General features: G+C 66.6%; 8 protein-coding genes. 5 read left to right on the top strand and 3 right to left on the bottom strand.

Annotated elements, in window-relative coordinates:
* Position 1 precedes the first annotated feature (1 nt).
* The 3 genes from KT882_RS23015 to KT882_RS23025 all read right to left on the bottom strand — a co-directional run bounded on the left by KT882_RS23015 (position 2) and on the right by KT882_RS23025 (position 3,403).
* Positions 2-1,105 (bottom strand): EAL and HDOD domain-containing protein, encoded by a 1,104-nt coding sequence (locus tag KT882_RS23015; protein ID WP_321170287.1) that lies wholly within the window; start codon positions 1,103-1,105, stop codon positions 2-4.
* A gap of 305 nt (positions 1,106-1,410) precedes the next feature.
* Positions 1,411-2,031: a response regulator gene (locus KT882_RS23020; protein ID WP_161073090.1), complete on the bottom strand. Its 621-nt coding sequence runs from the start codon at positions 2,029-2,031 to the stop codon at positions 1,411-1,413.
* A 4-nt stretch (positions 2,032-2,035) separates the two neighbouring features.
* On the bottom strand, positions 2,036-3,403 hold the full coding sequence (locus KT882_RS23025) for a cache domain-containing protein (RefSeq protein ID WP_161073091.1): 1,368 nt from the start codon (positions 3,401-3,403) through the stop codon (positions 2,036-2,038).
* 236 nt (positions 3,404-3,639) lie between these two features.
* Between KT882_RS23025 and KT882_RS23030 the strand changes: the two genes are divergently transcribed.
* The 5 genes from KT882_RS23030 (at position 3,640) to KT882_RS23050 (ending at position 11,989) form a co-directional block, all read left to right on the top strand.
* Positions 3,640-5,700, top strand: a complete 2,061-nt coding sequence (locus KT882_RS23030) for a carbon starvation CstA family protein (RefSeq protein WP_161073092.1) — start codon at positions 3,640-3,642, stop codon at positions 5,698-5,700.
* Entirely contained in the window at positions 5,700-5,900 is a 201-nt protein-coding gene (locus KT882_RS23035) for a YbdD/YjiX family protein (protein ID WP_161073093.1), read from the top strand. The genes KT882_RS23030 and KT882_RS23035 overlap by 1 nt, the downstream gene beginning before the upstream one ends.
* Positions 5,901-6,039: 139 nt before the next feature.
* Positions 6,040-8,997 carry a hybrid sensor histidine kinase/response regulator gene (locus tag KT882_RS23040; protein WP_228893413.1) on the top strand — a complete coding sequence of 986 codons (2,958 nt, stop codon included), beginning with the start codon at positions 6,040-6,042 and terminating at the stop codon, positions 8,995-8,997.
* Between the two features lies 1 nt (position 8,998).
* Positions 8,999-11,107 (top strand): putative bifunctional diguanylate cyclase/phosphodiesterase, encoded by a 2,109-nt coding sequence (locus KT882_RS23045; protein ID WP_161073095.1) that lies wholly within the window; start codon positions 8,999-9,001, stop codon positions 11,105-11,107.
* 126 nt (positions 11,108-11,233) lie between these two features.
* On the top strand, positions 11,234-11,989 hold the full coding sequence (locus KT882_RS23050; RefSeq protein ID WP_161073096.1) for a hypothetical protein: 756 nt from the start codon (positions 11,234-11,236) through the stop codon (positions 11,987-11,989).
* The last annotated feature ends 3 nt before the right edge of the window (positions 11,990-11,992 follow it).

Genomic DNA, 11,992 nt, shown 5'->3' on the forward strand with positions numbered 1-11,992 from the left:
GCTAGAGGTTCCTGCTCACCTGGATGGCCCAGTGGCAGGCTTGCAGCAGGCTGCGCCAGTTGGCCTCGTTGTCGATGCCGGCGTCGCGCAGGGCGCTGCTGTCGGGCATGTCCTGCTCCACCAGGGTGAGCATGTCGCCCATGGGGCCGGCGCGGTCCAGCAGGGCCATGACCACGTCCAGGTCCAGGCTGAGGGCGCTGACGATTTCCGTCATCGGCATGTCCAGCAGCACGTCGAGCAGCGAGAACACGCCGGCCACGAAGGCCATGTCCTGCTGGTCGCGGTCGCCGCCGCGCAATTTGGCCAGCGCCTCCATGCGCGCCGCGCGCACCGCCGCCAGCGGCAGCAGCGCGTTGGCGCCGCCGTCGTCCTGCTGGCGCGCGTACAGCAGCAATTGCAGCCAGCGCTGCAACTGGCGCCGGCCCAGCACATTGATGGCCTGGCCGAAGCTGTGGATGGGCGACTTGGGCGCGAAAGCGGCCGAATTCACCACTTTTAACAGATGATAGGCCAGGGCCGGGTCTTGCTTGAGCAGGATTTCCAGTTCGCGCGAGTCGGCGTCGCGCGCCAGCAGGCCGAGCAGCGCCAGCAGGCGCTTGCGCGAGGTGCCGTCCGCCGTGCTGCTTTCGCGCTGCGGATGGCGCACGTAGTCGCCGCTGAACAGGGTAAAGCCGGCTGCGCTGCATTCGGCCAGGCGGGCCGGCGTGTCGACCTGCAGCGCCAGGTGCGGGCCGGCCATGGTGAGCATGGTCAGTTCGCTGGGCAGGGCCTCGCGGCAGTTGAAGGCCAGGCTGCGGATGGCGCATTTGCCGGCGTTAACGCCCACTTCGCCGTCCACCATCAGGCGGTAGCCGGCCTCGGCCAGCTGCTTGCACTTGGCCTGCATGGCGGGCTCGCCGCAGTCCTGCGCGGGCACGCGCAAGATGGTGCGGGCCGGCTGCAGGAAGGCCAGCTGGCTCACGTCATATTGCTGCAGGCCGGCAATGGTGACGATGTAGTCCAGCGGCGCCAGCGCGGCGTCCATGTCGGGATAGCCGAACACGGTTTGCAGCGTGGTCAGCTGGCTTTCGTCGGGGACGGCGGAAATTTGGAATGACAGGGCCACCCACTCGTTTTGAGCGTTGGACACCGCTGTAAGACCCACCAGAGGAAATGGGCTTGTTTCAGACAAAGACATCAGTATCTCGGTGTGGGTAGTGCTTGCAATGGTAGAGCAAATATTGATTCAAGGCAATTCTTTGAACGACAAATAACAACAGTTCACATGTCCCAGGCTCCGGGAGCAGGAATATAGCAGAAATTGCTGATTGGACAGGTTCCGCGCGCTAGAGTGCGCGCTCAAAATGTGACATTGTTGCACCCGCCCGACGGCCAAAAAATAAGGGTTGCCAGCCGGCCCGGCGGTGTGCGCTAGGGCGTGCCGTTGGCAAACTGGACGGCGTAGCGTATCAGCTCGGCCTGGCCTTCTATATTGAGCTTGCGCTTGATGTTGAGGCGGTGGGTTTCCACGGTGCGCACCGACAGGTCCAGGTCGCGCGCGATCTGCTTGTTGGACTGGCCGTTGGCGATGTGCAGCAGCACCTCGTGCTCGCGCGAGGTGAGCTGGGCGTCCTGGTTCTGAGGCTTGGCCAACTGGCGGGCCAGCGCGGCGCTGTAGTAGATGCCGCCGGACATCACGGTCTCGATGGCCACCACGATGTCCTTGCCGGGCGCGTCCTTGAGCACGTAGCCGCGCGCGCCGGCCTGGATGGCTTGCGACACGTATTCCAGCTTGTCGTGCATGGACAGGATGAGCACGGCGATGTCCGGGAACTGCTCGCGGAACTGCGCGGTGGCTTCGATGCCGTTGCCGCCGCGCATGTTTATATCCATCAACACCAGGTCTACGGCACAGTGACGCGCCTGCTCCAGCGCTTCCTGCGCCCCGCCCGCCTCGGCCACCACGGCGAATTGCGGCACGGCTTCCAGGCGGGCGCGCAGGCCGTCGCGCACCAGGGGGTGGTCGTCCACCAGCAGGATTTTGATCGTCATGGCGTCAGCTTTCGTTGGAAACATGGGCCAGCAGCACGGTGCCGGCCGGTGAAGATGAAATGGAGAACTCGCCGCCTATGGCCTCCATGCGCTCCATCATATTGCGCAGGCCGATGCCGCGCTTGGGGTGGACGGCGATACTGTCGGCGTCAAAGCCGTGGCCGTCGTCGCTGATGCGCAGGGTGACGGCGCGGTCGGCGCCCGTCAGGCTGATCTCGATATGACCGGCGCCGGCGTGGCGCTCGATATTGGTCAGCGCTTCCTGGGCGATGCGGAACAGCACCGTGTTGGCCACCTCGGGCAGGTCGTCGGTGCTGCCCTCGGCGCTGAAGACGATGGGCACGGCGCTGCTAAGGCGGAACTCCTCGGCCAGGTGGCTGAGCGCGGCGGCCAGGCCCAGGTCATCCAGCAGCGCCGGGCGCAGATTGTGGGAGATGCGGCGCACCTCGCCCAGCACGTTGTTGAGCTGTTCGGCGGCGTGCTCGAACACGCCCTGCGCGGCGCCGCACTGGTCCGGGCGGGCCTGGACGTTGCCCAGGCGGATGATGCCGGCCTCGATCTGCAGCTTGATCGACACCAGCCACTGCGAGATGCCGTCATGCAGGTCGCGCGACAGGCGCGCCCTCTCCTCCTCCTGCGACTCCACCACGCGCTGCGCCAGCGCCTTGAGCTTGGCGTCGGCCACGCGCAGCTCGCTGATGTTGAGCGCCACCCCGGCGCCCGCCACCACCAGCGCGGCGGCGATGGCGATGCCGGTAATCCACAGCATGGTGCTCTGGATATTGGCGCGCTGCTGGGTGTCCACCTTGGCCAGCGCGCGGTCCACGTCGTCCAGGTAGATGCCGGTGCCCATCATCCAGCCCCAGTCCTTCAGCAGCACCACGTAGCCCAGCTTGGGCGCGGGCTGGTGGCTGGACGGCTTGACCCAGTAGTAGCGCTCGTAGCCGCCGCCGGACTGGGCGCGCTTCAGCAGGCGCTGGATGGTGGGCGTGCCGTTCTGGTCCTTGAGCTCCCACAGGTTCTGCCCCACCAGCTCGGGCTGGCGCGGGTGCATCAGGGCGTTGCCCTGCAGGTCGTAGATGAAGAAATAGCCGTCGTCGCCAAAGCTGAGCGACTGCAGGATGCGCTTGGCCTCGTCCATGGCGGCCTGGTCCTTGCGGCCGGATTGGTAGAGGCGCTGGATGGAATGCGTGGCCAGGGTGACGTAGTGCTCCAGCTCGGCCTCCTTGCTGGCCAGGTAGGCCTGCTGGATGGTGTCGCGCTGCTGCTGGGCCAGCACGTTGGCCTGGTGGCGCACGGCCAGCGCCATGGCGCACAGCGCCAGGATCAGCGGGGTGATGGCCAGGAAGATGACTTTTTGGCGCAGCTTCATGTGGGAGCTTCCGGGTGAGGATGGCGCGCATTGTACGTCGCTGGCGCGCGCCTGCGTTCAGTAGTAGTACGTAGTCTATCTGCGTAGTGCTGCGCTTGTGGCAGATATTTGCTTGGTGAATACTGGGCATAAGCTGGAAGCCGCCATTTGTCGCGGTTCATGGCGGCTCATGGCGGGTTACGGCGTCCCGCCTAACCCGCCCTACGAAAAATATAGCTTTCTCTTGGAGGAATACCATGCAAGCAATGCTACGCAAGGCAGGCTGGGCGGCGTTGTCGCTGGCCGGCGCGGGCGCCCTGGGCGTGATCGCGCTCAAGCGCGGCGAAGCCATCAGCGCCATCTGGATCGTCATCGCGGCGGTCTGCGTCTACCTGATCGCCTACCGCTTCTACAGCCTGTTCATCGCCAAAGAGGTGATGGGCCTGGACAAGAACCGCATGACCCCGGCCTACAAGTTCAACGACGGCCTGGACCACGTTCCCACCAATAAATACGTGCTGTTCGGCCACCACTTCGCCGCCATCGCCGGCGCCGGTCCCCTGGTCGGCCCCGTGCTGGCCGCGCAGATGGGCTACCTGCCCGGCATGCTGTGGATCCTGGCCGGCGTGGTGTTCGCCGGCGCCGTGCAGGACTTCATGGTGCTGTTCATCTCCATGCGCCGCGACGGCCGCTCGCTGGGCGACCTGATCAAGTCCGAACTGGGTCCGATCCCGGGCAATATCGCGCTGCTGGGCACTTTCATGATCATGGTCATCATCCTGGCGGTGCTGGCGCTGATCGTGGTCAAGGCGCTGACCGGCTCGCCGTGGGGCAGCTTCACCGTCATGGCCACCATTCCCATCGCGCTGTTCATGGGCGTGTATTCGCGCTATATCCGCGTGGGCCGCATCGGCGAAGTGTCGATTATCGGCTTCGTGCTGCTGATGCTGGCCATCGTCGGCGGCCAGTACGTGCAGGAAAACCCGGCCCTGTCGCCGATGTTCAACTACACCGGCACCGAGCTGACCTGGATGCTGATCGGCTACGGCTTCATCGCCTCCGTGCTGCCGGTCTGGCTGCTGCTGGCGCCGCGCGACTACCTGTCCACCTTCCTCAAGATCGGCACCATCGTCGGCCTGGCGCTGGGCATCGTGATCGTGGCGCCCATGCTGCAAATGCCATCGGTGACCAAGTTTATCGACGGCACCGGCCCTGTGTGGTCGGGCAATCTGTTCCCCTTCCTGTTCATCACCATCGCCTGCGGCGCCGTGTCCGGCTTCCACGCGCTGATTTCCTCGGGCACCACGCCGAAGATGATCGAAAACGAAGCGCATGCCCGCTTTATCGGCTACGGCGCCATGCTGATGGAATCCTTCGTCGCCATCATGGCGCTGGTGGCCGCGTCCACCATTGATCCGGGCATCTACTTCGCCATGAACGCGCCGGCCGCGCTGCTGGGCACCACGCCGGAAGCGGCCGCCGCCGTCATCTCCGGCTGGGGCTTCCACATCACGCCGGACGTGCTGGTGCAGACCGCCAAGGACGTGGGCGAGCACTCCATCATCTCGCGCGCCGGCGGCGCGCCGACGCTGGCGGTGGGCATGGCCCACATCCTGTCGAACGTGATCGGCGGCAAGGCCATGATGGCCTTCTGGTACCACTTCGCCATCCTGTTCGAAGCGCTGTTCATCCTGACCGCCGTGGACGCGGGCACCCGCGCCGGCCGCTACATGCTGCAGGACCTGCTGGGCGCCATGGTGCCGTCGATGAAGGACTCCAAGAACATGGTCGCCGGCCTGCTGGCCACCGCGCTGTGCGTGGCGGCCTGGGGCTACTTCCTGTACCAGGGCGTGGTCGACCCGCTGGGCGGCATCAACACGCTGTGGCCGCTGTTCGGCATCGCCAACCAGATGCTGGCCGGCATTGCGCTGATCCTGGCCACCTGCGTGCTGTTCAAGATGAAGCGCGCCCGCTTCGCCTGGGTCACCATGGTGCCCACCGTCTGGCTGCTGCTGTGCACGCTGACCGCCGGCTGGCAGAAGATTTTCGACGCCAATCCCAAGATCGGCTTCCTGGCCCACGCCGCCAAGTACTCGGCCGCGATCGCCGAAGACAAGGTGCTGGCCCCGGCCAAGTCCATGGCGCAGATGCAGCAGATCGTCTTCAACGACTATCTGGACGCCTCGCTGGCCGGCTTCTTCATGGTGGTGGTGCTGAGCGTGCTGATCTTCGGTGTGCGCACCGCGCTGATCGCCCGCGCCAACGCCAAGCCGACCGTGCAGGAAAGCCCGATGCAAATCATGCCTGCGGTGCAATAATGCTACAGGAACTGGTCCAGGCCGGCCGCTACCTCGGGCAAAGCATGCGCCTGATGGTCGGTCTGCCCGAATACGACACCTACGTGGCCCATCATGAAAAGACCCACCCGGATCAGCCCATGATGAGCTACGAGGAGTTCTTCCGCGAGCGCCAGGAAGCGCGCTACGGCGGCGCCGGCAAGCGCGGCGGCTGCTGCTAAGCTTTCTCCACACCAAAAAGGGGTCAGGGTTAATTATTTAATTAACCCTGACCCTGCTTTAAGGAAGTTAGACGCATATCAAGATGCTGGATTTCCTGGCAGTTATATTTTTCCTAACGGAAATTGCCAGGATCGGCATATGTTCAGCTTCGAACGCTCCGGCCTGGGCCGGAAACTCACTTTGATCAGCGCCATGTCGACCGGCTGCGCTTTGCTGCTGGCGTTTGCGGTGTTTGCCGGCACGCATGTGATGAGCCAGCTGGAGCAGGAGCGCCGCCAGCTGTTCGCGCTGGCCGGCACGCTGGCGGCCGGCAGCGAGATTGCGCTGCTGTATGTGGACCCGGCGCAGGGCGACCAGGTGCTGGCGCTGGCCGCGTTCGACGGCCGCGATGATATTCGTCAAGTGGCGCTGTTTGACCGCGACGGCAAGCTGCTGTCGCGCAGCGCGCCGGGCCGGGACAGCCCGCCGCCGCCGGATTTGACGCCGCGCGCGCTGGCGGAGCTGGGCAAGGCGGGCGCGTCCGAGCTGTGCGGGCCGCCCTGGGCGCCGGGGCTGCGCCAGTTCCGCGCCGTGCATTTTCAGCAGGACCAGGTGGGCGCCGTGATGGTGGAGGCCGGCCTGCCGCGCATGTGGCGCGGCGTGCTGCAGAATCTGCTGGCGGGGGCGGCGGCGGCGCTGCTGTCCTTCTTTACCGCGCTGTTCCTGGCGCGCCGCTTCCGCGACAATATCGCCGAGCCTATCGCCAGCCTGATCGCGGCGGCGCGGCAGACGGCGGACGGCCAGCCGGGCGCGCCGGTGCTGCACGCGCGCAGCGACGAGCTGGGCGCGCTGATCGACAGCTTTAACGACATGCTGGTGCAGATCGCCAGCCGCGACGCCAAGCTGGCGCAGTACCGCGACCAGCTCGAGCGCCAGGTGGGCGTGCGCACCGAGCAGCTGGAGAAGGCCAAGAACGCGGCCGAGGCGGCCAGCCGGGCGAAAAGCAATTTCCTGGCGACCATGAGCCACGAGATCCGCACGCCCATGAACGGCGTGCTGGGCATGACCGAGCTGCTGCTGGCCTCGCCGCTCAGCCCGCAGCAGCGCCACTACACCAGCATGGTCAAGCGTTCCGGCGAGCATTTGCTGTTCATCATTAACGACATCCTGGACTTCTCCAAGATCGAGGCGGGCAAGCTGACGGTGGAATATATCCACTTCAATTTCCGCGAGCTGCTGGACGATATCGACAACGTCTTTTCGCCGCAGGCGCAGGCCAAGCGCATTGTGCTGGAGTTCGCCATTGCCAACGATATCCCGGTGGCCATCTGCGGCGATCCGAACCGGCTGCGCCAGGTGCTGTTCAATCTGCTGGGCAACGCCATCAAGTTCACCGAGACCGGCAAGATCACGGTCAAGGTCGATGTCACGGCGGAGGACGCGCAAACCGTGGGCCTGCGCTTCGAGGTGCAGGACACCGGCATCGGCGTATCGCGCGAGGCGCGCGCGCGCATCTTCGACTCCTTTTCGCAGGCCGACGGTTCCACCACGCGCAAGCACGGCGGCACCGGCCTGGGGCTGGCGATCTCCAAGCAACTGGTGGAGCTGATGGGCGGCACTATCGGCATAGACCATGCTTTAGCGCAAGGTTCGATCTTCTGGTTCACCGTACAGTTCGACAAGCGCCGCGTCGAGCCGGAGGACGCGGCGCTCAATCCGAACGCCACTTTGGGGATGCGTGCCGTGATCGTCGATCAACATAGCGACAGCCGCCTGCTGCTGGAGCGCCAGCTGGCGCGCTGGCAAATGCACTGCGACAGCGCCGCCAGCGCGGACGCGGCGCTGCGCATGCTGCACGAGGCCGCCGCGCGCGGCCAGCCCTACGACGTGGCGCTGATCAATATGGACCAGCGCATGGGCAGCGGCCTGATGCTGGCGGCCGATATCAAGGCCGATCCGGCCATTGCGCCCGTGCGCGTACTGCTGCTGAGCGACGAGCGCAACGCGGCGGACACCCGCCAGCGGCGCGAGGCGGGCGTGGCCTTCCAGCTGATCAAGCCGCCACGCGCCTGCGATTTGTACGACTGCATCGTGACGCCGGTGCGCGCCGGCGACGGGGCACGCCAGCCGCCCCCCGCGTCGGTCCCTGCGCCGCTGGCACCGGCCGGCGCATTCGCATCGGCCTCCCCCTACGCCGCAGCACACGCGGCGCCGGCAGGCCCGGCCACGCCAGGAGCCCCTTCCAGCGGCGCCAAGCCGCGCTCCCGCCAGCGCAACAAGGTGCTGCTGGCCGAGGACAATCCGGTCAACGTGGAGGTGGCATCGGCCATGCTGCAAGGCCTGGGCCTGGAGGTCAGCCTGGCGGCCAACGGCGCCGAGGCGCTGGACGCGGTGCGCGACAACCACTTCGACCTGGTGCTGATGGACTGCCAGATGCCGGTGATGGACGGCATGGCGGCCACGGCCGAAATCCGCCGCCACGAGCAGCAGCGCGGCGCCGCGCAGCATTTGCCGGTGGTGGCCATCACGGCCAACGCCATGCCGGGCGACCGCGAAAACTGCCTGGCGGCCGGCATGGACGACTATCTGAGCAAGCCCTTCACCCAGCAAGGCCTGGGCGACACGCTGGCGCACTGGATCACGCTGCCGCTGGCGGCCAGCATGGCGCGCGATGCCGACGCCGGCGCCGACATCGACGCCTACCCCGATCCGGTCGGCGCGCCCGACGCCCCCCTGCTGCCGGACCTGCCGGCCGTCATCAACCAGCAAGCGCTGGACAATATCCGCGCGCTGCGCCCCGGCCAGGGCGGCGCCCTGCTCCAGCGCGTGCTGCAGGCCTTCCTGGCCGACACGCCGCGCCACCTGGCGGCGCTGCGCTCGGCCTTGCACAGCCCGGCCGCCGCCAGCGCTCCCGACACCGTGCGCCGCACCGCGCACAGCCTGAAATCGGGCAGCGCCAACGTCGGGGCGGACGCCCTGGCCGCGCTGTGCAGGGAACTGGAACAACTGGCCAGCGCCGGCCTTCCCGATGGCGCCCTCCCCCTGCTGGCCTGCATGGAGCGGGAATTCGACGCAGTGCGGCTCTCGCTCCGCGCCATCCTAGAGAAGGAAGCATGACATGGCAGTGCACCCATCCCCCAAACGCGGCACCGTGCTGGTGGCCGACGACGATCCCGTCATGCGCCTGCTGATGCTGGAAATGCTGGCCCAGGTGGGCCTGGACGCGGTGGAGGCCGAGGACGGTCCCGCCGCCATCGCCAGCTTCCAGCGCCAGCCGCCCGACCTGGTGCTGCTGGACGTGGACATGCCGAATATGGACGGTTTCGAAGTCTGCAGCGCCATCCGCGCGCTGGAGACGCATGCGGCGGCCGCCACCGTGCCCATCATTATGGTCACCGGCGGCGACGACCTGGAAGCGGTGACCCACGCCTATGAAGCGGGCGCCACCGATTTCGTGTCCAAGCCGATCAACTGGCCCATCCTCGGCCACCGCGTGCTGTACGTGCTGCGCGCCAGCGACGCCATCGCCCGGCTGCGGGTGGCGGACGCGCACAACCGCGCCGTGCTGGCCGCCATCCCCGACACGTTTTTCCGCCTGAACCGCGACGGCGTCTACCTCGACTATGAACAGGGCCACGAGGCCAACAGCGCCTTCCCGCAGGAGCACTGCGTGGGCCGCCACGTGAGCGAGGTGCTGCCGGAGCATATCGCGGGCCAGCTGCTGGAGCAGACCCAGGCGGTGCTGGCCACCCAGCACATCCGCTCCTTCGACTATGAATTGCAGCAAGGCCAGCAGCAGCGCCATTTCGAGGCGCGCCTGGTCAGCACCGGCGCCGGCGACGTGCTGGGCCTGGTGCGCGACATCAGCGAACGCAAGCGCGCCGAGGAGCAGATCCGCCGCCTGGCCTATTGCGACAGCCTGACCGGCATTCCCAACCGGCAGGCCTTCCTGGAATTGCTGGAGCGCGAGCTGGCCCATTCGCGCCAGGCCGGCAAGAAGTTCGCCGTGCTGTTCATGGACCTGGACGCCTTCAAGCGCATCAACGACACGCTGGGCCACAACGTCGGCGACCTGCTGCTGCAAACCGTGTCCGAGCGCCTGCGCGAGACCATACGCCCGAGCGACGTGGTGAGCCACAGCCATCTGGCCCGCCTGGGCGGCGACGAATTCACCATATTGATCCCCGACCTGGAGCGGGTGGAAAACGCGCTGGCCGTGGCGCAGCGGGTGAAGGACGCCATGCGGCGCCCCTTCCAGCTGGACGGCAACGAAATCTTCGTCACCGCCAGCATCGGCATTTCGCTGTACCCGGCCGACGGCGAGGACAGTGAGTCGCTGCTCAAGTATGCGGACACGGCCATGTACCACGCCAAGAACTGCGGCAAGAACAACGCCAAGCTCTACAGTTCCTCGCTGACCATGCAGATCATGAGCCATGTGAAACTGGAGGTGGGCCTGCGCAAGGCGCTGCAGAACAACGAGCTGTACCTGCTGTACCAGCCGCAGATCGACGTGTCCAGCGCGCAGATCGTGGGCGTGGAGGCGCTGGTGCGCTGGCGCCATCCCGAGCACGGCATTATTCCGCCCAACGACTTCATTCCGCTGGCCGAGGAAACCGGGCTGATCGTGCCGATAGGCGAATGGGTGCTGCGCACCGCGTGCACCCAGGCCAAGGCCTGGCAGCAGACTTGCCGGCGCGCCATCCGCATGGCGGTGAATTTGTCGGCGCGCCAGTTCAAGGACGAGAACCTGACGCAAATCGTGCTGTCCGCGCTGGGCGACACCGGCCTGGAGCCGCGCCTGCTGGAGCTGGAGCTGACCGAAGGCACGCTGATGGACGACGCGCGCGCCACCATGATCATGCTGGAGCAGCTGCGCGGCATCGGCGTGCTGCTGTCGATCGACGACTTCGGCACCGGCTATTCGTCCATGAGCTATCTGAAGCGCTTCGACGTGCGCGCGCTGAAAATCGACAAGAGCTTTATCGTCGGCCTGCCGCAGGACAGCGAAAACGCCGCCATCACGCGCGCCATCATCGCCATGGCGCACGGGCTGAAGATGATCGTGGTGGCCGAGGGCGTGGAAACCGGCGAGCAGCTCCTGCTGCTGGAACAGTACGGCTGCGACATGGCCCAGGGCTATTTCCTCGGCCGCCCCGCGCCGCAGGACGCCATCACCCGGATGCTGGCCGCGCAGCGCGCCCCGGCCTCGCCCGCGCCGCCATGAAGCGTCAGCTTCTTTGACAGTTCTGGCGGAATTAAGCGGGCGCGCCGCATAAGTACTTGATCTGGATCAGACTGCGCCGCGCTGGCACCGAATATGCTGTGATAGAAGCATACTCGGGAGATCATCATGGCAATCTGGCCAAGCGCAATGCAGGTGGTGCTGGGGCTGCCCATCGTCGAAAACCTGGGCGGCGAACTGGTCGTCATTCCTGAAATTATCAACGCGGGCGGCGCCGCGATCCACCATTTGATGTGCCACGACATTACGCTGGGCTGCGCCCGCCGCCTGGGGCCGCCGCACGGCTATCCGGTGGTGCTGGGCGACCTCGAGCGCAGCGGCGTGGCGCGCATCCGGGCCACCTTCGCCGGCGTGGGCATGCTGGCCGGCGCGCAGTATCTGCTCACGCTGCGCGGCAGCTACACGGTCGACGGCATCAGCTTCCCGCTGGCGCTCACCCGCTATGTGCAGCTGCCGGCGCCAACGGCGGACGCGCCGCGCCGCCTGCGCGCGCGGGTGGCCAGCGCGGTCTGCACCGACTTCTGGAACTACGAACTGATCAATGAGGAAGACGCGGGCAGCGGGCTGGACATCGTCAGCTTTACGCTCGGCATGGCCGCGCCCATTACGGTGACGGGCATTCCGCTGGGCTGGACCATGGAAACCGACTCGCTCAGCTTTGTGCGCTGGTCGGTGCTGGCGCAGGACCAGGGCGCGGCCGGCCGCATCGCGCCCGGGCGCTCGGCCAGCGGCTTCCAGCTGATGAGCCCGCACACCCGCTCGGAGGCCACGCTCAGCACGCTGGCCGCCTGGGACCAGGCGGCCCACGGCCCCGGGCCGGTGGTGGAGGATTACGCGGTGGTGCCCTACCGCTACGGCATGTAGAAG

The organism is Pseudoduganella aquatica, assembly GCF_020865585.1.
In the GTDB taxonomy this organism is placed as follows: domain Bacteria; phylum Pseudomonadota; class Gammaproteobacteria; order Burkholderiales; family Burkholderiaceae_D; genus Rugamonas; species Rugamonas aquatica_A.

Bases quoted from the DNA above. Each gene is read 5' to 3' on its own strand.
- KT882_RS23020 (WP_161073090.1), bottom strand. From the start codon at position 2,031: ATGACGATCAAAATCCTGCTGGTGGACGACCACCCCCTGGTGCGCGAC.
- KT882_RS23025 (WP_161073091.1), bottom strand. From the start codon at position 3,403: ATGAAGCTGCGCCAAAAAGTCATCTTCCTGGCCATCACCCCGCTGATC.
- KT882_RS23030 (WP_161073092.1), top strand. From the start codon at position 3,640: ATGCAAGCAATGCTACGCAAGGCAGGCTGGGCGGCGTTGTCGCTGGCC.
- KT882_RS23035 (WP_161073093.1), top strand. From the start codon at position 5,700: ATGCTACAGGAACTGGTCCAGGCCGGCCGCTACCTCGGGCAAAGCATG.
- KT882_RS23040 (WP_228893413.1), top strand. From the start codon at position 6,040: ATGTTCAGCTTCGAACGCTCCGGCCTGGGCCGGAAACTCACTTTGATC.
- KT882_RS23045 (WP_161073095.1), top strand. From the start codon at position 8,999: ATGGCAGTGCACCCATCCCCCAAACGCGGCACCGTGCTGGTGGCCGAC.
- KT882_RS23050 (WP_161073096.1), top strand. From the start codon at position 11,234: ATGGCAATCTGGCCAAGCGCAATGCAGGTGGTGCTGGGGCTGCCCATC.